Genomic DNA, 23,140 nt, shown 5'->3' with positions numbered 1-23,140 from the left:
TCAGTTCACCCCGGCGGCGTGCTGGAGGACCGGCAGGGTCACCGCGCCGGCGAAGACCCGGCCGTCGTCGGTGAGCAGCACGTTGACGACCTTGGTGCTGATCAGGGTGCCGCCGCCGACCGGCTTGCCGAGCGACTTCACCAGCGCCTGCGGGTTCATCGGGGGCTTGCTGTGGTGCTTGCCCTGCTTGCCGTCGCCCTGAGCGTCCCCGGCGGGGGCGCCGGCCGTGCTCGGCAGCTGGGTGGAGACGACGGCCGTCCAGCCCTCGCCGATCACGTTCACCCCGTCGTGGCCCTTGCCCTGCTTGCCCTGCTCGCCCTGGGCGTCGTGCCTGCCCTGCTTGCCCTCGGCGCCCTTGGCCGCCTCGTCCGCCTTCTTCTCGGTCACCTTGGCGCCCTTGGGCGCGGCGAAGTCGAAGGTCTTGGCGGCCGGCTTGGCGAAGGAGACGTCGGTGAAGTGGACGTCCAGCACGGTGGAGCCGTCGCTGGACTTCACCACCACGGCCAGCGGCACCCCGTTGTCGGCGGCGACCGAGATCCGCACCTCGGCGATGGTCGAGCCGGACTGGGTCGGCTTGACGCTCAGCTGGTAGGCCTTCTGTCCGGCCACGTTGGCCGTCCCGGCGACGGTGACGGAGGTGGTGCCGGCGCTGCCGGTCAGGAACTGCCTGGCGGCCTCCTGCGGGGTGGTCGGCACCCCGGTGAGCGGGGTCTTCGGGGCCTCGGCGGACCCGGCCGGACGCCCGGTCATGTGCAGCGCGGTGTTGGTCGAGCTGTCCCAGGCCCAGCTCTGGTCGCCGTTGCGGACGAGCGTGTAGCCCGCCATGTTCTCCATCAGGTCCACCCGCTGGCGGTCCGGGCCGTCCACCGCGACCCGCAGCGTCTGGTCGCCGCCGAGCAGGCCGAGCAGCTTGGCCTGCGGGTCCGCGGACGCGCCCTGGCCCTGGCCGCCGCCGTGGCCGGCCGCCGCGCCGAGCCCGCCCGCGGCCGCGCCCAGCAGCTGGCTGGGCACGCCGAGGTCGGTGGAGACGGAGACCGTCCCGGACAGGGCCTGGGCGTCGGATCCGAGCGCCTTGGCCACCACCTGCTCGGCGGACTGCTGGGGCAGGTCCGGTGGCGAGTCGGCGGCCAGCGCCGGCACCAGCCCGACCCCGGCCGCGATCACCGCGGCCACCGCCAGTGGCACCCCGGCCCGCACCAGGGTGCGCCGCCGCGAGCGGTACGGCACCCCGCCGTCCATGGTGTCGTCCACCGCCGTCTCATTGGTCATGGCGTCCTCAACTCCTCTGTGAACCTGTTCGATTGGTACTGCTCTCCCATTAGAGGCCGGTACCGCCGCCACGTCATCGCCCTGCGGGGGCACTTCGGGGTGAACCTGACGGGTACGCCGACCCTGAGACGGCCTCAGGGTTGTGTCCTCCCGTCGTACGACCCTGACGTAGGGTCGCGCCATGGACGGAACCGCTACGGACGCAAGCAACCCTCCGACCGCGAACGCGATGCGGCGCGCCCTGCGCCGCGCCAGGGACGGCGTCGCCCTCGACCTCACCGAGGCCGCCGTGCTGCTCCAGGCCAGAGGCGAGGACCTGCGCGACCTGTGCGCGAGCGCCGCCCGGGTGCGCGACGCCGGTCTGGAAGCGGCCGGCCGGCCCGGTGTCATCACCTACTCCAAGAGCGTGTTCATCCCGCTCACCCGGCTCTGCCGCGACAAGTGCCACTACTGCACCTTCGTCACCGTCCCCGGCAAGCTGCGCCGGGCCGGGCACGGGATGTTCATGTCCCCGGACGAGGTGCTGGACATCGCCCGGCGCGGGGCCGAACTCGGCTGCAAGGAAGCCCTGATCACGCTCGGCGACAAGCCCGAGGACCGCTGGCCGGAAGCCCGCGAGTGGCTGGACGCGCACGGCTACGACGACACCATCGCCTACGTCCGGGCGATGTCCATCCGCATCCTGGAGGAGACCGGACTGCTCCCGCACCTCAACCCCGGGGTGCTGAGCTGGACGGACTTCCAGCGGCTCAAGCCGGTCTCCGCCTCGATGGGCATGATGCTGGAGACCACCGCCACCCGGCTGTGGAGCGAGCCCGGCGGCCCGCACTACGGCTCCCCGGACAAGGAACCGGCCGTCCGGCTGCGGGTGTTGGAGGACGCGGGCCGCAGCTCCGTCCCCTTCACCAGCGGCCTGCTGATCGGCATCGGCGAGACGTACCAGGAGCGCGCCGAGTCGCTGTTCGCGCTGCGCAAGGTCTCCCGGGCCTACCACGGCGTCCAGGAACTGATCCTGCAGAACTTCCGCGCCAAGCCGGACACCGTGATGCGCGGCATGCCCGACGCCGAACTGGACGAGCTGGTCGCCACAGTGGCCGTCGCCCGGCACCTGCTCGGCCCGACCGCCTGCCTCCAGGCGCCGCCGAACCTGGTGGACGGCGAGTACGAGCGGCTGATCGCGGCCGGCGTCGACGACTGGGGCGGCGTCTCCCCGCTCACCCCGGACCACGTCAACCCCGAGCGCCCCTGGCCGCAGATCGACCGCCTCGCCGAACGCTCCGCCGCGGCCGGCTTCGCCCTGCGCGAGCGCCTGGCCGTCTACCCCGAGTACGTGCTGCGCGGCGAACCCTGGCTGGACCCGCGGGTGCTGCCGCACGTCCGCGCCCTGGCCGACCCGGCCACCGGCCTGGCCGACCCGGACGCGACGGTCCAGGGCCGCCCCTGGCAGGAGCCGGAGGACCTCCCGGAGTCGTACGGCCGGACCGACCTGCACACCGCCGTCGACACCGAGGGCCGCACCGGCGACCGCCGGGCCGACTTCGAGGACGTGTACGGCGACTGGGAGGTGCTGCGCGAACAGGTGCTGGCCAAGGGCGCCCCCGAGCGCCTCGCCGGGGACCTGCGCGAGGCGCTCGCGGTGGCCGCCGACGACCCGACGAAGCTCACCGACGACCACGCGCTGGCCCTGTTCCACGCGGACGGCCCGGCCCTGGACGCCCTGTGCCGGATCGCCGACGACGTCCGCCGCGACGCGGTCGGCGAGGACGTCACCTACTGCGTCACCCGGAACATCAACTTCACCAACGTCTGCTACACCGGCTGCCGCTTCTGCGCCTTCGCCCAGCGCCGCACCGACGCCGACGCCTACACCCTCTCCCTGGAGCAGGTCGCCGAACGGGCCGCGCAGGCCTGGGAGGTGGGCGCCACCGAGGTGTGCATGCAGGGCGGCATCCACCCGGACCTGCCCGGAACCGCCTACTTCGACATCGCCCGCGCCGTGAAGGCCCGGGTGCCCGGCATCCACGTGCACGCCTTCTCCCCGATGGAGGTGGTCAACGGCGCCACCAGGACGGGCCTGTCGATCCGCGACTGGCTGCAGCGGGCCAAGGAGTCCGGCCTGGACACCATCCCCGGCACCGCCGCCGAGATCCTCGACGACGAGGTCCGCTGGGTGCTCACCAAGGGCAAGCTGCCGGCCGCGACCTGGGTCGAGGTCGTCACCACCGCCCACGAACTGGGCATCCGCTCCTCCTCCACCATGATGTACGGGCACGTGGACACGCCCGCACACTGGCTCGGGCACCTGCGGCTGCTCGCCGAGATCCAGCAGCGCTCGCTCGAACTCGACAGCGGTGGCGGCTTCACCGAGTTCGTCACCCTCCCGTTCATCCACACCAACGCCCCGGTCTACCTGGCCGGCATCGCCCGCCCCGGCCCGACCGCCCGGGACAACCGCGCGGTGATCGCGATGGCCCGGCTGCTGCTGCACCCGCACATCCCCAACATCCAGACCAGCTGGGTCAAGCTGGGCGCCGAGGGCGCCGCCGAGATGCTCCGCTCCGGCGCCAACGACCTCGGCGGCACGCTGATGGAGGAGACCATCTCGCGGATGGCCGGCTCGGCGTACGGCAGCTACAAGTCGGTGCGCGACCTCCAGGCGATCGCCGAGGCGGCCGGGCGCCCGCACCGCCAGCGCACCACCCTCTACGGCGAGGTGCCGGCCGAGCGGCGGGCGGCGGCGCTCGCCTCGGACGGGCACCTGCCGGAGCTGCTGCCCGTCCTCGACTGAGGTCGCCCGCCCGGCCCGCCGCACCGTCGGCGGGCCGGGCCCCGGGGGCACCGGACCGCGAGGGATCCCGTCGATCCGTTCGAACCTTCCAAGTACAGTGCCAGGGCGCGTCGGCCGCCGTGGTGCCGCGCGCGGCCCCGACCCCGACGAAAGGCGCTCCGTCGTGATGCCACTGTGGTCACGAGCCCAGCAGCAGGACTTCCGCAGCAGGGTCCGCGGCTGTCTGCTCGGCGGTGCCATCGGTGACGCGCTCGGCGCGGGCGTCGAGTTCGAGTCGCTGGACAAGATCCGGGCCCAGCACGGCCCGCAGGGCGTCACCGGCTACGTCCCCGCCTACGGGCGCACCGGCGCGATAACCGACGACACCCAGCTCAGCCTGTTCACCGTGGACGGCCTGATCCGCGCCCACATCCGGCGCGACACCGGCAGCTGGCACCCGCCCACCGACCTGCACCTGGCCTACCTGCGCTGGGCCGCCACCCAGCGCGACTGGGGCCCGGACGAGCGCCGCCCCGACCTCGGCTGGCTCGGCCGCGAGGAGTGGCTGTACGCCCAGCGCGCCCCCGGCCAGGGCTGCCTGACCGGCCTCACCGGGCCGGACGGCGAGCGGCTCGGCACCCTGGAGCACCCCAAGAACCCGCACTCCAAGGGCTGCGGCACGGTGGTGCGGGCGGCGCCGTTCGGGCTGCTCACCACCTGGGAGCCGGGCCTGGTGTTCCAGCTCGCGGTGGAGTGCTCGGTGCTCACCCACGGCCACCCCACCGGCTACCTCGCGGCGGGCGCGCTCGCGGTGATCGTCCAGGCCGTCGCCCGCGGCGGCACCCTGGAGGAGGGCGTCCACCTGGCGCTGGCCCTGCTCTCCGAGCGGCAGGGGCACGAGGAGACCACCACCTCGCTGAGGGCCGCGCTGGACGCGGTGCGGGCCGGGGAGCCGTCCGCCGAGCGGGTCGAGGCGCTGGGGGAGGGCTGGGTCGCCGAGGAGGCGCTGTCCATCGGGGTCTACTGCGCGCTGGTCGCCCACGACGTCCGCTCGGGCCTGCTGCTGGCCGTCAACCACTCCGGGGACAGCGACTCCACCGGCGCGATCTGCGGCAACCTGCTCGGGGTGCTGCACGGCGACACCGCGCTGCCGCCGGGCCTGGTGGCGGGGCTGGAGGGGCGCGGCGCGATCCTCGAACTCGCCGACGACTTCGCTCTGGAGCTGACGCACGGCACCGAACTGCACGACCGGCGGAGCCCGGAGGGGTCCGACTGGGCCGGCCGGTACCCGGTGGCGCACTGAGCGTCCGTCACGCACGGGAGCGGGCGCGGCACCGGAGGCCGGCACCGTCGGACGACCGCAGCAGTGAGAGGCCGGCACCGGAAGACGGCGGAAGGCGGCGGAGGGCGGCGGAAGACGGCCCCGGAAGACGGCGCCCGGAACGCGAGTTGCCCGCAGCGCCGTCCGCCGCTCGGGGCGACGGACACCGCTACGGGCAACTGGGCCGAGCACGGATCCGGTCGGGTCAGACCTCGCCGAAGGACCCCGCCGCCGTGGCCGACGCGAACGCGTTCCAGGCCTCGGTGGAGAAGCGCAGCTGCGGGCCGGCCGGGTCCTTGGAGTCCCGGACCGCGACCGCCCCCGCGGCCGGTCCGGCGATCTCCACGCAGGCGCCCTGGCCTCCGCTGTGACTGCTCTTGCGCCAACGGATTCCGTGCTCGGCGGGGGTGCTCATTCGTGGTATCCCTTTCCGATGTCGGCTATCAGCGACCGGCTCTCCGCGACACCGAGCGCGGCCGCTCTCAGGTAGTCGTAGAGACCGGTATAGCGGCGCACATCGGCTTCCTTCTCCAGGTAGAGATCGCTCGTCACACCTTCGAAGTAGACAACCGTGGAATCGGCTGACTCCGGGAACTCCAGCAGGGAGAATGTCCCGGTCATGCCGGGATGGGCTCCGTGCGAGAACGGGATCACCTGGATGGTGATGTTCGGGCGCAGGCTCAGCTCCAGCATCTGCCGCAGCTGGCGGGCCATGATCTCGCGGCTGCCGACCTCGCGGCGCAGCGCCGCCTCGTCTATGACGGTCCACAGGCTGCCGAGCTGGTTCTCGCCGTGGACGCGCTCCTGCCGCTTCATCCGCACCTGCACCCGGCGCTGCACCGCGTTCGCGTCGGTGTCCGGCTGGGTGCCCTCGACCACCGCCTGGGCGTACTGCTCGGTCTGCAGCAGCCCGGGGATGAAGGAGGACTCGTAGGCGCGGATCGAGGAGGCCTCGGCCTCCAGGCCGATGTAGACGCTGTAGGGGGTCGGCATGTCGTTGAAGTCGTGCCACCAGCCGCGCTGGCGCGACTCCTTGGCCATCTCCATCAGGCTGCCGCGCATCTGCTCGTCGGCCACGTTGTACACGTCGCAGAGGTCGCGCACGTCGCGCTGGCTGATGCTGCGGCGGCCGTTCTCCAGCCGGCTGATCTTCGACTGGGAGACCATCAGGCGGCCGGCCACCTCCTCCGCCGTCATCCCGAGGCCCTCGCGGAGTTTGCGCAGCTCGGAGCCCAGGCGCCGGCGGCGCACGGTGGGATTGATGTTCGCGGACACGTCGACCTCCGGCCGGACCTCTGGTGATCGTTGGAGCGGCAGCCCTGGGAACACTTCGGACATTGGGACCAACCCCCCTGACTTGGAGCAGCATGTCACCTTGGGCCAGGTCGGCGCCCGGGAATCACAGCAGCGCAGTAGAACAGATCATCGGAAAAGCGCGTCCGTGAGACAGCGAAAGCCCCCAGGTGGTAATGCGGCTCGGCGACTAGGACCGGTAGTTGCAATGGGCCTCGACGGGCCTCAGGGAACGGCAGAGGGGCGGTCGCCGGGCGACTCGCGTCGCGGGGCGACCGCCCCTCGGTGCCGTTCGTGGTGCCGGTGATGCCGGGTCATGCCGGGTGATGCCGGTGGTTCGGATGGTGCGCGGTGGTGCGGTTGGTGGTCCAGCGCCCTGGAGGAGCGCGAACCGGGCGGCGTGCGCCGTCGGGCCGATCGGGCTCAGCGCACCCCGACCCGGGGAGCGGAGACCCGTCCGCCCGGAGCCCGGTTTGTCGCCCGGGCGCCGGAGCGACCGGAACCGGCCCCGGAACCGGCCCCGGAACCCTGGGAAGAACGGTTCTGCTGCGCTGGCAGGCCGTTCTGCACGTCCATCACGGCGTGCGCGACCATCCCGCCCAGCGGGTCGTACCGGATCAGATCGCGCAGCCGCGACCGCGAGGACCGGCCCTCGTTGCCCGGGTACAGGTGCTTGCCCAGCCCCACCGAGTGGGCGAGGGCCGCGAGCGCGGCCGTCCGCGGGTCCGGCGGCACGCCGGTGCGGATCGCGGTGTCCAGTCGCTGCTTGATCGCGGCGTTGGTGCAGTCGTCGGACGCCTGGTACCGGGTCGTCGGCAGCACCCCGCACATCTGCCCCGGCACGGCCGTGACCATGCCACAGCGTTCCAGGTGCGCCAGGTACGTCTGACGCAGCCCCAGTCGGGGCCCGCCGATCCAGTGCGCCGCGCGGACCGGACTGCCGCGTCGGCGCAGCAGTTCCAGTGCGTGGTCAAGGGTCGGGTCGCCGGTCGGCCGTGCGAGCACGACGGCGATCCGGTCGCCCTCCGGTACGATCCGTCCGGCCAGGGACAGCTCGACGAGCTGCGCCCCGGCGAGTCCGAGGTCGAGGGTCTGCGGCTGCGCCGTGGTACCCGTGGTCGGGTCCAAAGCGAGCAGCAAGAGTTCCTCGGGAACAGTTCTGCGGCTCTTGCCCATCCAAGCCTCCCCGCGTGGATGAGAGACAGGGTGACGCCTCTCACACGGGCTTGTCGAGTACGCCTCCGAATCGTGACCTTGAGGTGAAGGCGCGGAACCGGCGGCCACAGGCCCGGCGTCTGACCCAGGAACAGACCGCGTTGCGGCCGTGCGGCGGCAATAAGCGCCGGTCGGGCGGGGTGTGCGCGGCTGGTTCGGCCGTCGGTGGCGGAGACTGTACAGGTACACGGGGCGGGGCGTCGGTTTCCCGAAATCGGGTCTGCCGATGCCCCGCCGGGCGTTGAGGAGGCTGGGATACGTGGGCGAGTCCCCCGACAGGGTGCTGAGGGACGGCGAGCAGGGCCGCGAACGCGAACGGACCGGGACGAAGGCTGTCGGGGCGTCAGCCGCGGCCGTCGCGGCCGGGGACGCCGCGGCAGCGCCGGAGGCGACCTCCGGGGAGAGTTCCGCCGGGGAGTCGGCCGGGGCCTCGGCCGGGGTGTCGACCGAGACGGCGACCGGGACGGTGACTGCGGCGTCGACCGAGGCGTCCGCGGACAACTCCGCCGACGCTTCCACCGAGGCCTCCACCGACGCCTCCGCCGACGCGCCGAGGACGGGCAGCAAGGGCGGCTCGACCGTACAGCTCCGTGTCCGGGATGTGGACAGCCGGACGACGATGCTGCGGCTGCCGGTGGACAACAAGACCACCGCGCTGCGGCTGCCGGAAGAGCTGCTGACCGCCGTCGACGAGGGCGGTTCCGATGACGCGGCGGGGGAGAAGAAGGACTCGCCGAGGGTCGAGGAGAAGAAGGAGGCCGCCGAGCGGCCGCCCGCCGCCGACCCGCGTCTCGCCATGCGGACTGCCGCGGCGAAGGAGGAGCCCGCCGCCGAGGCCGACGGGAAGGCCGCGGACAAGGAAGGGGAGAAGGCCGGCGAGGAGGCCGGAACACCCGACTCCGCCACCGCCGACGACGAGGCCGCCGCCGAAGCGGCCGACGCGCCGGAGCAGGACGCTCCCGCCGTCGCCCCCGCGCCCGTCGCCCTGAGCAAGAACGGACAGCCGGGTCAGAAGCCGGGCCGGCCGGGGCAGTCGAAGCAGTCGGGTCAGTCCGAGCCCTCCGAGCCCTCCGAGCCCTCCGAGCAGTCCGAGTCCTCCGAGCCCTCCGAGCAGTCGGGCCGGACCGGCAAGCCGGAGAAGCCCGAGCCGCTGCGCGCCCCGGCCGCCTCCCCGTCGGCCGGTACCGTGCCCGAGCCCCCGGAGCCCGCTCCGACGCCCGAGCCGGGCCCCGAGCCGAAGCCGGCGCCCAAGCCCCTCCCCGAACCCGAGCCGACCCCGGGCCCCGAACCGCTGCCCGCCCCGGCCCCGAAGCCGGCCCCGGGCCCCGCGCCCGCGCCGACGCCGCTGCCCCGGCCGGACCGCGAGCCGGTGCCGCCCGTCCCGCCGCTGCCCCGGCCCGAGCCGCTGCCCTCCCCGCAGCAGCCCCAGCCCCAGCCCCAGCCCGAGCCGCTGCCCTCGCCCGAGAACACGGCCGAGGCGATGGAGGTGCTGGCCACCCTCAACGCCCGCCCGGTCTCCCCGCTGCGGCGCGTGCTCAAGCGCGTCACCATCTGGACGGTCTTCCTGGCCGTGGTGCTCGGCGCCGTCGTGGTGGCCCAGCTGCTGCGTCCGCTGCCGGACCCGAAGCTGCGGATGACGACCGCGGGCAGCTTCAGCTTCGCCGGCGACCAGCTCGACCTCGCCTGGCCGGCCAAGGGCCAGTCCGCCGCCGAGGTGGTCGGCGTCGGCACCCTCGGCAGCTCGGGCCAGGAGACCCCGGCCCCGATCGCCAGCGTCACCAAGGTGATGAACGCCTACCTGGTGCTGCAGAAGTACCCGCTGAAGAAGGGGGAGAGCGGCCCGAAGATCACCGTCGACAAGCAGGCCGCGCAGGAGTCCGGCAACAGCGACGAGTCCCGGGTGACCCTCACCGAGGGCCAGGTGCTCACCGAGTACCAGGCGCTGGAACTGCTGATGCTGCCGTCCGCCAACAACGTGGCCCGGCTGCTCGCCCGCTACCACTCCGGCTCCGAGGAGGCGTTCGTCAAGCTGATGAACGACACCGCGGCCAAGCTCGGCATGACCAACACCAGCTACGCCGACCCGGCGGGCTTCAGCGCGGACACCAAGTCCACCGCGAAGGACCAGCTGAAGCTGGCCGAGCAGGTCATGCAGGACGACATCTTCCGGCAGATCGTCTCCACCCCGGAGACCACCTTCAACAACGTGAAGATCCTCAACACCAACAACCTGATCAACCCGAAGACCGGCGTCATCGGCGTCAAGACCGGCTCCAGCACCCCGGCCGGCGGCTGCCTGATGTGGGCCGCCTACAAGGACATCGGCGGCACCAAGCGGCTGATCCTCGGCGTCACCCTGGGCCAGCAGGCCACCTCGTCCGCCCCCGGCGACGGCATCCTGCCCACCGTGCTCAAGGTCAGCGGCAAGCAGATCCAGGCCGCGCAGAACGGGCTGACCGGCCAGACCGTGGTGAAGAAGGGCGACGTCGTCGGCAGCGTGGACGACGGCCTCGGCGGCAAGGTCCCGGTCGTCGCGACCAACGACCTCGTGGTGCCCGGCTTCCCCGGCGTCACCGGCACGATCAGCCTGGACCCGTCCGCGCTGCAGCACAACGAGAAGGCGGGCAAGGAGGTCGGCACCCTGCGGGTCGGCGCGGGCGACGCCAAGACCGAGGTCCGGGTCGCCCTCCAGAACGACCTCAACCCGCCGTCCATCCAGTCCCGGCTGCTGCGCCTCCTCTGACCCCGTCCCTCGGGAACCGCGAAGGGGGAGCCGGCCCGCCCGGCTCCCCCTTCCGCTGTCCTCCCGTCAGCCGCCCCGGACCGCCACCCCCGGCCGACCCCCGATCCGGTAGGCTGTGAGCGGCCTGGTCATCGACCGGCCACGCCTCAGTAGCTCAGGGGATAGAGCACGGCTCTCCTAAAGCCGGTGTCGCAGGTTCGATTCCTGTCTGGGGCACAACAGAACCGCAGCTCACAGGCCCTCCACCCACCCGGGCGGAGGGCCTGCGGCATTTCCCGTCCTCCTTCACCCCGCCCGTCACGGGAGACCGTGCGTCGCCCTCCCGCACCGGGCCGGAGCCCCTTCCGGAATTCGGAATCCCTTTGTGGCCAGCCGGAAAACGAAACCTCCGGTTATCGCGGTGGAATTGCCCTTTGAGACGGCCATAGGGTGCACGTCATGGGGGAGGGAGCCCACATGGCGGTTCTTCAGGCCAGAGGCGTAGGAAAGAGTTACGGGGACACGTGGGTCCTCCAGGACTGCGGGTTCGCCTTGCCCGAGGGGTCCGTCACGGCCCTGGTCGGGTTGAACGGGGCCGGGAAGTCCACGCTGCTGCGGCTGATCGCGGGGCTGGACCGCAGCAGTGCCGGCGGGATCGAGATCGCGGGCCGGGAAGTGGTCTTCGGCGAGCCGCCCGCGGTGTCGTACCTGTCGCAGGAGCGCCCGCTGTACCGGGCGCTGCGGGTGCGGGAGATCCTCGGGTACGCGGCGGCGCTGAACGAGGGCTTCGACGCCAAGCTGGCCCGGGAGTGGCTGGACGCCTTCGGGATCCCGTTGGCCCGGCGTTGCCAGGACCTCTCCGGCGGGCAGCACACCCAGGTGGCGCTCGCCGTGGCGCTGGCCAAGCGGTCGCCGCTGGTGGTGCTCGACGAGCCGATGGCCGACCTGGACCCGCTGGCCCGGGAGGACGTCTCGGCCCGGCTGCGGGAGATCGCCGCCACCACCGGGCGCTCGTTCCTGCTCTCCTCCCACGTGATCGGCGACCTCGAACCGGTCTGCGACCGGCTGCTGGTGCTCGCCGACGGACGGATCGTGCTGGACGGGCCGGTCGACGGCCTCGCCGAGCGGGTGCGGGCGAACGGCGGGACGGTGCCGGAGGCGGCCACGCTCACCGAGATCGTGCTGGGCACCCTGCGCGGCTCCAGGGCCGGGGCCCCGCCGTCCCGGCCGGCCGGCTGACCTCCTGATCCCCTGGCCCCCGAAAGGCAGCGTTCCCATGTTTCGGCACACCGTCCGGCTCGACCGGCTGCCCCTGGCGGTCACCGTCGTCGCGCTGGCCCTCTACCTCCCGTCCAGCCTCTACGAGGTGTCGAGCCGGCCGGGCAGCGGCATGACCGAGGGCCTGGCGCCCTACCTCGCCATCCTGCTCGCCGTGGTGTGGGCCGCGCCCATGCTGGCCCGCGAGTTCGAGACCGGCACCAGCGTCTGGGCCTGGACCCAGGGCACCAGCCGCTCGCGCTGGTTCGTCAGCCGGGCGGCGCTGCCGATCCTGGCCGCGATGGCCTCCGGACTGGCCCTGACCGGCGCCGTGATGATCAGCGGGATGCACCGGCCGGTCTTCGTCGCGCACGACCACATGAGCGAGAACTACCTCAGCACCCACGGCCCCTACCTGGTGCTGAGCGCGCTGTGCGCGATCGCCACCGGCCTCGCGGCCGCGGCCGCCACCCGCCGGGCCGTCCCGGCGATCGGCATCAGCCTGATCGCGCAGATCGCGCTCACCCTGGCGATGCCGAAGCTGGCGACCCTGGTCGCGCCCACCACCACCGCGACCTTCGGGCGCGGGGTGACCGACTACCAGATCGCGGTTCTGGACGGGCACCAGACCTCGCTGACCCGGCTCGCGGACGGCGGGGTGGCGGTGGAGTACCAGTCGAACGGCTACTTCTGGGAGGCCCAACTGGTCGCCAGTGCGGTCTTCCTGCTGCTGACCGCCGCCCTGCTCGGCTACGCCTGGCGCACGGTGCGGACCCTCCCGACCAAGGGCTGACCGCCACCGCCCGCTCGCAGGCCCTCCGCCGACTCCGGCGGGGGGCCTGCGGCGTTCGGGTGCGTCAACTACGGCCCCAGCCGGGTCCGTCGACGCCGTGGCCGTCCGACTCGGCTTCCTCCAGAGGCTCGTCGGCCCGCGGCGCCCGGACGGACGGCACGATGACCCGCTGGACCCTGGGCCTGGTGCGCCAGTTGACCCGCCGGACGTCCCGGGCCAGCGCGCCCGGCCGCCAGAGTTCTATCGCGGAGGTCACGAGGCCCAGTACGGCGCCGGCGGCCAGCCAGCCGGCCACCACGTCGCTGGGCCAGTGCACCCCGAGGGCCGTCCTGGTCCAGCCGATGGTCAGCACGGTGACGGCCGCCACCGAGCAGGCGATGGTCCGGCCGCGGCGGTCGACCCGGTACCAGACCAGGCCGACCAGGACGGCGCAGGTGATCGCCGAGGCCATGGCGTGCCCGGAGGGGAAGGCCGGGCCGCCGGCGTGCGAGACCGGGTCGGAGAAGGCGGGCCGCTGCCGGTCGACGGCCAGCTTGAGCGCCCACTGGGCACCCCAGCCGACCAGCGCCTGGGCGGCCACCCAGCCGGCCAGCACCCGGGCGCCGATCAGCCAGAGCCAGCCGGCGGCGATGCCGAGCAGCGCACGCATCGTGACGGGGCCGCCGATGTCGGAGAGGGTCTGCACCGCGGCGGTCCAGATCCGGTGGTCCCGCGCGTAGTCGTGGAGTCCGCCGGTCCAGTCCTGGTCGAACTCGTGCAGGGGGTGCCAGTGGCCCGTCACCAGCATCGCCAGGAGGCCGAACAGCGCGGCGCAGCCCAGCGCGAGCGACGCGTCCCGAAGGAGGCGGCGATGACGCACGGTGACGGGAGTCGTGCTGTTGGTCAGGTGCATGCCTGACACCTTCCCAGCGCGCTGTGCCGATCGGGAGCTGGAGTGATAGCGATTCGGCATCTTTTGTGCGGAGGACCTGCGTGCGCCGGGGGGTGGGCGCGGGCGGACGTTCGGGGGCGCCCGGGAACGCCGGCGATCGTCCGCCTGTTCAACCAAGGGGCGGCGGTCGGGTGTGCGGACGGTGAAGAAGCGCTTGCGAAGCGGTCGCTCGCGAGCACCGGAGGTGCCCGATCGGTCACCGAGTGTCCAGAGCCGGGGTGAAAACCGGCAGGATACTGCATCGCCGGGAAGAATCTGAACGACTTGGGAATGTTGTCCGGAATCTGTTCGTTGGATCGTTACGTGTGAGCCCCCAGGGGCCCGCACTTCTTGCCCTCCTGGGGGCAGGCAGGCAGACCTCGGCAACACCAGTCAAAGGGAGCAAGCATGGCCACCCGTGCCGTCGTTCGTGACAGGGCCGACCGGACTCGCGCGGCCCGCCCGACCAACTTCGAGGCCGACCGCGACCTGGTCGGTATGTACCTCGACGAGATCGCCAGGACGCCCCTGCTCGATGCCGCCGAGGAGGTCGAGCTCTCGCTGCGGATCGAGGCCGGTGTGTACGCCCAGCACCTGCTGGAGGGGGACGAACTCCCCGACGGTGTCACGCGCGAGGAGCTGGAGGCGATAGCCGCCGACGCCGAGCGCGCCAAGGACGTCTTCATCCGCTCGAACCTCCGCCTGGTGGTGGCGGTCGCCCGGCGCTACCCGCGCAGCGGCCTCCCCCTGCTGGACCTCATCCAGGAGGGCAACGCGGGCCTGGTGCGCGCCGTCGAGAAGTTCGACTACGCCAAGGGCTTCAAGTTCTCCACCTACGCGACCTGGTGGATCCGCCAGGCGATCACCCGCTCGATCGCCGACCAGTCCCGCACCATCCGGCTGCCCGTGCACCTGGTCGAGGAGCTGGGCAGGATCCGACGGGTGCAGCGGGAGAAGTCCAAGGAGCTGGGCCGTGAGGCCGAGCCGGCCGAGATCGCGGCCGAGCTGGACACCACCGAGGCCCGGATCAAGGACGTGCTGGACTGGGCGCGCGACCCGGTCAGCCTCAACATGTCCGTCGACGACGAGGGCGAGACCCAGTTCGGCGACCTGGTGGAGGACACCGGGGCGACGTCCCCCGAGGACGCCGTGATGGTCATGCTCCGCCGCGAGGAGCTGGACGGCCTGATCGGGCGGCTGGACGACCGCACCGCGTCGATCATCCGCTCCCGCTACGGGATGGAGGACGGCCGCGAGCGCACCCTCACCGAGGTGGGCAAGCAGCACGGCCTCACCCGCGAGCGGATCCGGCAGATCGAGAAGCACGCCCTGGCCGAGCTGAAGAAGATCGCCGACCACGCGGGCTTCGAAGCCGCCTGACGATCGGCGGCCGGTGGCTGACCACCGGCGGCCGACGGCCTGCCACCCGGGCCCTGATGCGGAGCGCTCCGCACCGGGGCCCGAGGCGCGTCATGGGCCTCTTAGGCTGGAGGGACAGGTCAGACCGTGAGCAGGGGATCGGCAGGGGAGTGGACAGGGTGAACGAACAACGGCAGGGACAGGAAGACGGGCAGGAGCAGGAGCAGGAGCAGGAGAAGCGCGAGGCCGAGGCCAAGGCCCGGCTGCTCTTCCGCGACCCGCTGGACCAGCAGTCCCGGGACGACACCGACGCCGGCTGGGGCGACCGCCCGGGGGCGGGGCAGAGCGGTGGGCGGGGGCTGGACTGGTACCTGAGCCAGCGCCCGCCGCACCACGGGGACTGAGGGCGTGCCCTAACGCGTCGCGACCAGCGCGTCGCGGATCTCGGTCAGCAGTTGGACCTCCTTGGCCTCGGCCTCGGCTGCCACCTCGGCGATGCTCTTGCGCCTGGCCGCCATCCGGTTCATCGGCACGATCAGGACGAAGTAGACGACGGCGGCGGTGATCAGGAACTGCAGGGCGGCACTGAGCACCGACCCCCACAGGATGAGGATTCCGGACGTGACCTCACCGGTGCCGCTCACCTCGCAGGGCCCCTTGAGGCAGGAACTGTAGGACGCCAGGTCCTTCGTCCCGAACACGCCGACGAGCGGGTTGATCACGCCCTTGACGAAGGCGTTGACGATGTTGGTGAAGGCCGCGCCGATGACCACGGCGACGGCGAGTTCGACGACATTTCCACGCAGCAGGAATTCCTTGAAGCCTTTCATGCCGCCTCGAACGACGAAGTCGTTCCTGGGTTACGGGTGATCTTCCGGCAGCCCGGATTGACAACCCGTACGGCCCACCGCGCCCGCGGCGGGCGGCGGCAGCCCGGCCCGCAGAGGCCCGGAGGCGAGCGCCGCGGCTACCGCGAGCAGTACCAGCGCGGGCACCCCGCCCCGCCGTCGGACGGCTCGGCGCCAGCGGTGCCACCTGCCGCACCCGCGCCGGATCGGCGGGAAGCTCGGCACCTCCCGCCGGGGCGGCACGGTGGGGGCGGGCAGGGGGAGGGAGAGGGGCGGGCTCGTGGTCGTCATCGGGACACCTCCGGATTCGGTCGGTCCTTGCTCGATGACCCACACCCTGCGCGTTCCCGCCGCGACCGGGAAACGGATTCCCACAGCCTGTGGACAAACCCGCCCCTGTGGATAACTTCGTACACTCACACGAGCTAATTCGGCCCTCGAAAGTTGACGAAGGCGACGGAAGGCCGCGCGAGAAGCGGGCGACAAGGCACGCGAAAAGGCCCGCCGGCCCCCGCGCGAAGCGGGGCCGACGGGCCTTCCCGTGAAACCGAGGTCAGCCGGCGGCCGGAGCCGGGCTGCTCGACGAGCTGGACGAGCTGGACGAGCCGGAAGAGCTCGACGAACCGGACGAACCCGAACCCGAGGTCGACGACGAGGCCGTGGTCGACGTCGAGGAGCCGGTGGACGAACCCGCGCCCACCGTGCTGCTGGAGGACGAGCGGCTGTCGGTGCGGTAGAAACCCGAGCCCTTGAACACGACACCCACGGCCGAGAAGACCTTGCGGAGCCGTCCCTGGCAGTCGGGGCACGTGGTCAGCGCCTCGTCGGTGAACTTCTGCACCGCCTCCAGGCCGTTGCCGCACTCGGTGCACTGGTACTGGTACGTGGGCACTTGTCTTCCTCCTGGCACTCTCGCCTGATGAGTGCTAACGATGGTCAATGATGCGGTATTCCGTTGGATCAGTCCAGCGAATCCGGTGTGAGATGAGCCGGTACCGCGTCACCGCCCACCGCGCGTTCAGCCCTTGGCCGCGCCGACGAGCTGCGCCGCGTTGCCGCGCTCGGCCGACGAAGCCACCACCCGGCTCGCCCCGCCCGGGGCCACCAGCAGGTGCCGCATCGACAGCAGCGCGATCAGCCCCAGCCCGGCACCGACGGCCGGCACCAGGAACCCGACCGAGGGCCCGTGGCCGTCGAGCAGCTTGCCCGCCGCCATCGAGCCGAACGCCAGGCCCAGCCCGATCGCGCCGGTCAGCCAGGTGAAGGCCTCCGTCTTGGCGCCGTCCGCGACCAGCGTCTCGACCAGGGTGTAGCCGCTGATCAGGGTCGGGGCGATGGCCAGACCGCAGACCAGCCCGGCGACCGTCAGGGCGACCAGGTTGGGCATCGCCCACAGCACCGAGCAGCCCAGCACCAGCATCGTGTAGCTCATGGCCATCCGCTGCTGCACCGGCCGCCGCCAGGCGATCACGCCGTACAGCACGCCGGCCAGCATCGAGCCGCCCGCGAAGATCCCGTACACCGTGCCGCCGGAGTCGTGCTGCCCCACCGAGTCGGCGAAGGCGTTGACCGACACCTGCATGCCGCCGAACACCGCGCCGACCCCGAGGAAGGCTCCGACCAGCAGCCGGACGCCGGGCGAGGCCAGCGCCGAGGCGCGCCGCACGCCGGGTTCCGGGAGGATCCGGGCGGGGGCGCTGCGCCGCTGGGCCGCGAAGGCGAGACCGCCGACCAGGGTCAGCGAGGCCTCGACGACCAGCGCGACCGCCGGGCTGGCGAGGGCGGCGATGTTGGCGGCCAGGATCGGGCCGACCACGAAGGTGAACTCGTCCGTCACGGACTCGAAGGCGAAGGCGGTGCTCACCTTGGCGCCGGCGGCGGGCGAGGCGCCCTCCCCGGTGAAGGTGGAGACCCAGCGGGCCCGGACCATCGCGCCGACCTGCGGCACGCTCGCCCCGGCGGGGACGGCGGCCAGGTACACGCTCCAGTCCGGTGCGTGGCCGAGCGCCAGCGCGATCAGCACGCCGACCGAGGTCGCGTGCACCAGCACCGTCGGGACCAGCACCGCGGCCTGGCCGTACCGGTCGGCCAGCCGCCCGGTCTGCGGCCCGATCAGGGCCTGGGCGACGGCGGCGACGGCGACGGCCGTACCGGCGGTGCCGTACGAGCCGGTGGTCTGGGTGACGAGCAGCAGGAGGCCCATGCTGAGCATCGCGTAGGGCAGCCGCGCGACGAGGGCGGGGGACAGGAACGTCCAGGCGCCGGGTGTGCGCAGCAGCTCGCCGTACCCGACCCTGGCGGGCGGCTCGGCGGCGGTGTCCACAGTGCTGGTCGCGGTCTCCGGAGCGGAGTCCGCGGTGATCTCGACCGTTCGGCGGGCCGTCACGGTCGGTCCTTCCTGCTGCCTGGTAGCGCGGCAGGGCATGGGGTGGCCCCGACGGCGCCGAGAGTCGTCCTCTCGCGCGTCGACCGGGGTAGATACCGGGTCGGCCGGGCCTGGTGGGCCGGTGCCGGACCGCGGCCGCCGAGCGGTCGCGCCAACTCTGCGTCAGGCAGATGCTGGGGGTGGTCTAACGGTAGTTATACGGCGTGGTCGAACCAGCATACAGTTACGCGCGTAGATACCGCCAGGCCACCCAGGTCGCGCAGGTCACCCGAGCCACGCAGGTCACCCGAGCCACCCAGGCCGCCCAGGTCGCGCTGGCCACCCGAGCCACGCAGGCCGCCCGCGCTCAGGCGCTCACCGCCCGTTCAGCCACCCCGCCAGCTTGCCGCCCTTGTCCACGGCCCGCAGCCGCCGCTCGGCCGCCTCGCCCACCTCGTCGGTGGTGACCACCAGCAGCTCGTCCCCGCCGCGCAGCATCGTCGCCTTGTCCGGCACGAAGGAGTTGCCCTCCCGCACGACCAGGGTGACCGCCGCCCCCTTGGGCAGCCGCAGCTCGCTGATCTCCACGCCGGACATCCGCGAGGTCGGCGAGAGCGCGACCGACAGCAGGTGCCCGTGCAGCTTCTCCAGCGGGGCGGACTCGATGTCGAGGTCCTGCCCCATCGCGCCCTCGCCGATCCGCAGCCGCTTGGCCATCCAGGGCAGGGTCGGGCCCTGGAGCAGGGTGAAGACGACCACCAGGATGAAGACGATGTTGAACACGTCCTCGGCCCGGTGCGCGCCGGAGACCACCGGGATGGTGGCCAGCACGATGGGCACCGCCCCGCGCAGCCCGGCCCAGCTGAGCAGCGCCTGCTCCCGGACGGGCATCTTGAACGGGGTCAGGGTGAGCACCACGGACAGCGGCCGGGCCAGGAAGACCAGCACCGCGCCTATCACCAGCGCGGGGACCACCGCGTCGCCCATGCTCTCGGGCGCGGCCAGCAGGCCGAGCAGCACGAACATGCCGATCTGCCCGATCCAGGCCAGTCCGTCGGCGAAGCCGCGCACCGCCGGTCCGTGCGGGAGCTTGGAGTTCCCGAGGATCACCGCGCTGATGTAGACGGCGAGGAAGCCGGAGCCGTGCAGCAGCGAGCCGCCGGCATAGGCGAGCACGGTGAGCGCCACCACGGCGATCGGGTAGAGGCCGGAGGAGGGCAGCGCGACGTGCTTGACCGCGAACGCGCCGAGCTTGCCGACGGCCAGGCCGACCGCCACGCCGATCGCCAGTTCGGCGGCGATCGTGCCGAGCAGCACGTACCAGGAGTCCAGTTCGCCGACCGAGGCGAAGGCGACGACCAGGATGACCACGGGGGCGTCGTTGAAGCCGGACTCGGCCTCCAGCAGGCCGGTGAGCCGGTGCGGCAGCGGGACCATCCGCAGGACCGAGAAGACGGCCGCCGCGTCGGTGGAGGAGACGATCGCGCCGAGCAGCAGCGAGGTCCGCCACTCCAGGCCGACCAGCCAGTGCGCGCCGGCCGCGGTGACGAAGACGCTGATCCCGACGCCGACGGTGGCCAGTACGGTGGCCGCCGGCATCGCCGGCTTCACCTCGCGCCAGCTGGTCTTGAGGCCGCCCTCGGCCAGGATCACCACGAGTGCCGCGTAGCCGAGCACCTGGGTCAGTTCGGCGTTGTTGAAGGTGACGCCGATCCCGTTCTGGCCCAGTGCCACGCCGATCCCGAGGTAGATCAGCAGACTGGGCAGTCCTGATCGGGTCGAGAACCGGACGGCGACCACCGCGAAGAGCAGGATCACGGAGGCTTCGAGCAGGAGCTGGTTCAGGTGGGCGACGTTCACGCAGTGGCACCTCGGGCAGGCATGGGCGGGCGGGGTGTCAGGTGGTGCTGAAGGTGTTCCGTTGGTACAGGGAGGGTGCTGTCGGGCACCGGACCGCTAAGAAGGCGTCAATGCTCCTGTTGCGGATCGTTACTCAGTCTAACATTTTGCCATACCTTTAGCTTGGTCCCGGCTTGGCTCCAGCTCGGTCCCCCGTTCACAGCGCTCCGCCGACTCGGCCTAATGTGGTGCCCTGTCCCGGCCCCAGGCCCCGGACACGCCCGCCCGCCCCGAAGTCAGGACCGCAAGGACCCAGATGCCCCGCTCGAAGAAGTTCCGGCGCGCCCGTCTGATCGTGATCATGCTGGTCGTGCTGCTGGTGGCCGGCGTCGGCTACGGCGGCTACCGCGGGGTCACCGCGGTCCGCGCCTCCTTCCCGGAGGTCGACGGCACGGTCAAGATGGCGGGCCTGAGCGCGCCGGTCGACGTCAAGCGGGACGCCAACGGCATCCCGCAGCTGTACGCGGACACCCCCGAGGACATGTTCCGCGCCCAGGGCTACGTCCAGGCCCAGGACCGCTTCTGGGAGATGGACGTCCGCCGGCACATCACCGCGGGCCGGCTGTCCGAGATGTTCGGCGACAGCCAGGTCGACACCGACTCCTTCATCCGCACCATGGGCTGGCGGCAGGTGGCGCAGAAGGAGTACGACACCAAGCTCTCCCCGGAGGCCAAGAAGAACCTCCAGGCCTACGCGGACGGCGTGAACGCCTGGCTCGGCGAGCACCCCGGCGGGGAGAAGGCCTCGCTGGAGTACGCCCTGCTCGGCGCCGTCAACAGCGGCTACAAGCCCGAGCAGTGGACCCCGGTCGACTCGGTGGCCTGGCTCAAGGCGATGGCCTGGAACCTCTCCGGGAACCTCCAGGAGGAGATCGACCGCTCGCTGCTGGCCCAGGACTTCGGCCCGGACAAGATCGCCGAGCTGTACCCGGACTACCCGTACTCCCGCAACGGCACGATCGTGAAGACCGGCACCGTCAGCGGCGACACCTACCGCCCGGCCGACGGCTCCGCCCAGCCCGGTACGGCCCCCGGCGGCTCCACCACCCAGGGCGCGGCCACCACCAAGGCCCTGATGCAGGGCCTCACCGACCGGATCGACGCGATGCCGCAGCTGCTCGGCCGCCCCGGCCAGGGCATCGGCTCCAACTCCTGGGTGGTCGCCGGCTCGCACACCACCACCGGCAAGCCGCTGCTGGCCAACGACCCGCACCTCGGCCCCGGCCTGCCCTCGGTCTGGTACCAGATGGGCCTGCACTGCCGGACCGTCTCCTCGGCCTGCCAGTACGACGTCTCCGGCTTCACCTTCGCCGGCATGCCCGGCGTGATAATCGGCCACAACAAGGACGTGGCCTGGGGCTTCACCAACCTGGGCGCGGACGTCAGCGACCTCTACCTGGAGAAGGTCACCGGCCCGGACACCTACCAGGTCGACGGCAAGGACGTGAAGTTCGACCTCCGCAAGGAGACCATCAAGGTCGCCGGCGGCGAGGACCGCACCATCACCGTCCGCACCACCCAGACCGGCGCCCCGCTCATCTCCGACGTGAGCACCGAGCAGCAGAACGTCGGCAAGTACGCCCCCAACGGCAGCTCCGCCCCCGACCGCGGCACCGGCGGCTACGGTGTCGCCCTGCAGTGGACGGCGCTCAGCCCGGGCAAGACCATGGACGCCGTCTTCGAGCTGGACAAGGCCCGCAACTGGGACGAGTTCCGCGCCGCCGCCAAGGACTTCGCCGTCCCCGCGCAGAACCTGATCTACGCCGACGCCAAGCACATCGGCTACCAGGCCCCGGGCGTCATCCCGGTGCGCGGCAAGGGCGACGGCTCCATGCCCGCCCCGGGCTGGGACTCCTCCTACCAGTGGAAGCCGGACCCGGTCCCCTTCACCGCCCTGCCGTGGAGCCTCGACCCGGCCGCCGGCTACATCGTCACCGCCAACCAGGCCGTGGTGGACCCGAGCTACAAGTACAACCTCACCAAGGACTGGGAGTACGGCACCCGGGCCAAGGAGATCACCGACCAGATCGAGGGCCTGCTCAAGAACAACGGCAAGATCTCGCCGGACGACATGCAGACCCTCCAGCTGGACAACACCAGCATCATGGCCAAGACGCTCGTCCCGCTGCTGCTCAAGCAGCAGATCGACGACCCGTACGTGCGCGAGGCCCAGGACCTGCTGAAGGACTGGAACTTCCACCAGGACGCCGACTCGGCCGCCGCCGCCTACTACAACGGCGTCTGGCGCAACCTGCTCAGCCTCGCCTTCGGGCAGAAGTTCCCGGCCGACATCCGCGCCAAGGACAACTGCCTGCTGGTCCGCCAGCAGGACGACCCGACCAAGCCGGACAGCTCCAGCAGGATCGTCACCCAGTGCGGCACCCGCGACCCGGGCAAGGCCCAGCCGGACGGCGGCGACCGCTGGACCGAGGTGGTGCGCGCCCAGCTGGACAAGCCCGACAGCTCGTGGTGGACGTACATCGACTCCCAGCACAAGGAGCAGAAGGGCCTGGACAACCTCCTCAAGGAGGCCATGAAGAACGCCCGCCAGGACCTGACCTCGCTGCTCGGCAAGGACATCTCCACCTGGAGCTGGGGCCGCCTGCACAAGCTGGACCTGCGCGAGCAGACCCTCGGCACCGACAACTCCTCGATCGCCTCCGGCGTCGTCCACAAGCTGCTCAACCGCGGCCCCTACCGCCTCTCCGGCGGCTCGGCGGCGGTCGACGCGGCGGGCTGGAACGCGGCGGCCGGCTACCAGGTGGACTGGATCCCGTCGATGCGGATGGTGGTCGACCTGAACGACCTGGACTCCTCGCGCTGGGTCAACGTCGGCGGCGCCTCCGGCCACGCCTTCCACCAGAACTACAACGACCAGACCGACCTCTGGCTCAAGGGCAAGCTGCTGACCTGGGCGTTCACCCCGGACGCGGTCGAGAAGGCCACCCAGCACAAGCTGGTGCTCACCACCGGCTGACGCCGGTACGACGCGCGGACGGCGGCGGGGCCCCCCCCCCCCGGGGGGGGGGGGGGGGGGCGGGGGGGGGGGGGCGGGGGGCGCCCCCGCGGCGCAGCAGCGCGCCGCCGCCCCCCCCGGGGGGTTCCGGACGGGGTCGCGCCGG

General features: G+C 72.2%; 17 protein-coding genes and 1 tRNA gene. 9 read left to right on the top strand and 9 right to left on the bottom strand.

From position 1 onward, the window contains the following. Nucleotides 1–1,269, bottom strand: coding sequence for a LolA family protein (locus ACZ3YL_RS13135; protein ID WP_465657116.1), 1,269 nt, complete (start codon nucleotides 1,267–1,269; stop codon nucleotides 1–3). Nucleotides 1,270–1,450: 181 nt separating this feature from the next. Between ACZ3YL_RS13135 and ACZ3YL_RS13130 the strand changes: the two genes are divergently transcribed. Beyond that, a complete protein-coding gene (locus ACZ3YL_RS13130; RefSeq protein ID WP_465657114.1) occupies nucleotides 1,451–4,057 on the top strand; it encodes a bifunctional FO biosynthesis protein CofGH in 2,607 nt (868 codons plus the stop codon). A 166-nt stretch (nucleotides 4,058–4,223) separates the two neighbouring features. Next, nucleotides 4,224–5,339 (top strand): ADP-ribosylglycohydrolase family protein, encoded by a 1,116-nt coding sequence (locus ACZ3YL_RS13125; protein ID WP_188305759.1) that lies wholly within the window; start codon nucleotides 4,224–4,226, stop codon nucleotides 5,337–5,339. A gap of 223 nt (nucleotides 5,340–5,562) precedes the next feature. Here the strand turns inward: ACZ3YL_RS13125 and ACZ3YL_RS13120 are convergent, their stop codons facing one another. The 3 genes from ACZ3YL_RS13120 to ACZ3YL_RS13110 all read right to left on the bottom strand — a co-directional run bounded on the left by ACZ3YL_RS13120 (nucleotide 5,563) and on the right by ACZ3YL_RS13110 (nucleotide 7,826). Then, complete coding sequence (locus tag ACZ3YL_RS13120; RefSeq protein WP_188305756.1) at nucleotides 5,563–5,772, bottom strand: DUF397 domain-containing protein; 210 nt, start codon at nucleotides 5,770–5,772, stop codon at nucleotides 5,563–5,565. Next, nucleotides 5,769–6,632, bottom strand: a complete 864-nt coding sequence (locus tag ACZ3YL_RS13115; RefSeq protein ID WP_465657112.1) for a helix-turn-helix domain-containing protein — start codon at nucleotides 6,630–6,632, stop codon at nucleotides 5,769–5,771. Before ACZ3YL_RS13115 ends, ACZ3YL_RS13120 begins: the two co-directional genes overlap by 4 nt. Before the next feature lie 441 nt (nucleotides 6,633–7,073). Beyond that, entirely contained in the window at nucleotides 7,074–7,826 is a 753-nt protein-coding gene (locus ACZ3YL_RS13110) for a GOLPH3/VPS74 family protein (protein ID WP_188305758.1), read from the bottom strand. A 298-nt stretch (nucleotides 7,827–8,124) separates the two neighbouring features. Here ACZ3YL_RS13110 and ACZ3YL_RS13105 point away from each other — a divergent pair, with 298 nt between their 5' ends. The 4 genes from ACZ3YL_RS13105 to ACZ3YL_RS13090 all read left to right on the top strand — a co-directional run bounded on the left by ACZ3YL_RS13105 (nucleotide 8,125) and on the right by ACZ3YL_RS13090 (nucleotide 12,637). Next, nucleotides 8,125–10,608 (top strand): serine hydrolase, encoded by a 2,484-nt coding sequence (locus tag ACZ3YL_RS13105; protein ID WP_465657110.1) that lies wholly within the window; start codon nucleotides 8,125–8,127, stop codon nucleotides 10,606–10,608. Between the two features lie 143 nt (nucleotides 10,609–10,751). Beyond that, a tRNA-Arg gene (locus tag ACZ3YL_RS13100) sits at nucleotides 10,752–10,824 on the top strand. 222 nt (nucleotides 10,825–11,046) lie between these two features. Further along, a complete protein-coding gene (locus ACZ3YL_RS13095; RefSeq protein ID WP_465657108.1) occupies nucleotides 11,047–11,826 on the top strand; it encodes an ABC transporter ATP-binding protein in 780 nt (259 codons plus the stop codon). Nucleotides 11,827–11,863: 37 nt separating this feature from the next. Next, a complete protein-coding gene (locus ACZ3YL_RS13090) occupies nucleotides 11,864–12,637 on the top strand; it encodes a hypothetical protein (RefSeq protein ID WP_188303404.1) in 774 nt (257 codons plus the stop codon). 64 nt (nucleotides 12,638–12,701) lie between these two features. On the opposite strand, the gene ACZ3YL_RS13085 is transcribed toward ACZ3YL_RS13090, so the two are convergent. Next, nucleotides 12,702–13,529, bottom strand: a complete 828-nt coding sequence (locus ACZ3YL_RS13085; protein WP_465657106.1) for a phosphatase PAP2 family protein — start codon at nucleotides 13,527–13,529, stop codon at nucleotides 12,702–12,704. 426 nt (nucleotides 13,530–13,955) lie between these two features. Between ACZ3YL_RS13085 and ACZ3YL_RS13080 the strand changes: the two genes are divergently transcribed. Further along, complete coding sequence (locus ACZ3YL_RS13080) at nucleotides 13,956–14,927, top strand: sigma-70 family RNA polymerase sigma factor (protein ID WP_188303402.1); 972 nt, start codon at nucleotides 13,956–13,958, stop codon at nucleotides 14,925–14,927. Between the two features lie 158 nt (nucleotides 14,928–15,085). Further along, nucleotides 15,086–15,310: a hypothetical protein gene (locus tag ACZ3YL_RS13075; protein ID WP_465657104.1), complete on the top strand. Its 225-nt coding sequence runs from the start codon at nucleotides 15,086–15,088 to the stop codon at nucleotides 15,308–15,310. A 9-nt stretch (nucleotides 15,311–15,319) separates the two neighbouring features. Here ACZ3YL_RS13075 and mscL read toward each other — a convergent pair whose 3' ends face one another. The 4 genes from mscL to ACZ3YL_RS13055 form a co-directional block, all read right to left on the bottom strand. Further along, a complete protein-coding gene (gene mscL, locus ACZ3YL_RS13070) occupies nucleotides 15,320–15,736 on the bottom strand; it encodes a large conductance mechanosensitive channel protein MscL (protein WP_188303400.1) in 417 nt (138 codons plus the stop codon). Between the two features lie 571 nt (nucleotides 15,737–16,307). Next, on the bottom strand, nucleotides 16,308–16,646 hold the full coding sequence (locus ACZ3YL_RS13065) for an FmdB family zinc ribbon protein (RefSeq protein WP_188303399.1): 339 nt from the start codon (nucleotides 16,644–16,646) through the stop codon (nucleotides 16,308–16,310). Between the two features lie 126 nt (nucleotides 16,647–16,772). After that, nucleotides 16,773–18,140, bottom strand: coding sequence for an MFS transporter (locus tag ACZ3YL_RS13060; protein WP_465657102.1), 1,368 nt, complete (start codon nucleotides 18,138–18,140; stop codon nucleotides 16,773–16,775). Nucleotides 18,141–18,494: 354 nt separating this feature from the next. After that, nucleotides 18,495–19,979: a potassium/proton antiporter gene (locus ACZ3YL_RS13055; protein WP_188303398.1), complete on the bottom strand. Its 1,485-nt coding sequence runs from the start codon at nucleotides 19,977–19,979 to the stop codon at nucleotides 18,495–18,497. A 295-nt stretch (nucleotides 19,980–20,274) separates the two neighbouring features. On the opposite strand from ACZ3YL_RS13055, the gene ACZ3YL_RS13050 reads away from it, so the two are divergent. Then, the gene (locus tag ACZ3YL_RS13050) at nucleotides 20,275–22,995 is read left to right on the top strand and encodes a penicillin acylase family protein (RefSeq protein WP_188303397.1); all 2,721 of its coding nucleotides are present in this window, start codon (nucleotides 20,275–20,277) and stop codon (nucleotides 22,993–22,995) included. Nucleotides 22,996–23,140: the final 145 nt, after the last annotated feature.

It is taken from the genome of Kitasatospora sp. NPDC023176 (genome assembly GCF_055560495.1).
This window is presented reverse-complemented; position numbering and strand designations above follow the sequence as displayed.

Bases quoted from the DNA above. Each gene is read 5' to 3' on its own strand.
- ACZ3YL_RS13135 (WP_465657116.1), bottom strand. From the start codon at position 1,269: ATGACCAATGAGACGGCGGTGGACGACACCATGGACGGCGGGGTGCCG.
- ACZ3YL_RS13130 (WP_465657114.1), top strand. From the start codon at position 1,451: ATGGACGGAACCGCTACGGACGCAAGCAACCCTCCGACCGCGAACGCG.
- ACZ3YL_RS13125 (WP_188305759.1), top strand. From the start codon at position 4,224: ATGCCACTGTGGTCACGAGCCCAGCAGCAGGACTTCCGCAGCAGGGTC.
- ACZ3YL_RS13120 (WP_188305756.1), bottom strand. From the start codon at position 5,772: ATGAGCACCCCCGCCGAGCACGGAATCCGTTGGCGCAAGAGCAGTCAC.
- ACZ3YL_RS13110 (WP_188305758.1), bottom strand. From the start codon at position 7,826: ATGGGCAAGAGCCGCAGAACTGTTCCCGAGGAACTCTTGCTGCTCGCT.
- ACZ3YL_RS13095 (WP_465657108.1), top strand. From the start codon at position 11,047: ATGGGGGAGGGAGCCCACATGGCGGTTCTTCAGGCCAGAGGCGTAGGA.
- ACZ3YL_RS13090 (WP_188303404.1), top strand. From the start codon at position 11,864: ATGTTTCGGCACACCGTCCGGCTCGACCGGCTGCCCCTGGCGGTCACC.
- ACZ3YL_RS13085 (WP_465657106.1), bottom strand. From the start codon at position 13,529: ATGCACCTGACCAACAGCACGACTCCCGTCACCGTGCGTCATCGCCGC.
- ACZ3YL_RS13080 (WP_188303402.1), top strand. From the start codon at position 13,956: ATGGCCACCCGTGCCGTCGTTCGTGACAGGGCCGACCGGACTCGCGCG.
- mscL (WP_188303400.1), bottom strand. From the start codon at position 15,736: ATGAAAGGCTTCAAGGAATTCCTGCTGCGTGGAAATGTCGTCGAACTC.
- ACZ3YL_RS13050 (WP_188303397.1), top strand. From the start codon at position 20,275: ATGCCCCGCTCGAAGAAGTTCCGGCGCGCCCGTCTGATCGTGATCATG.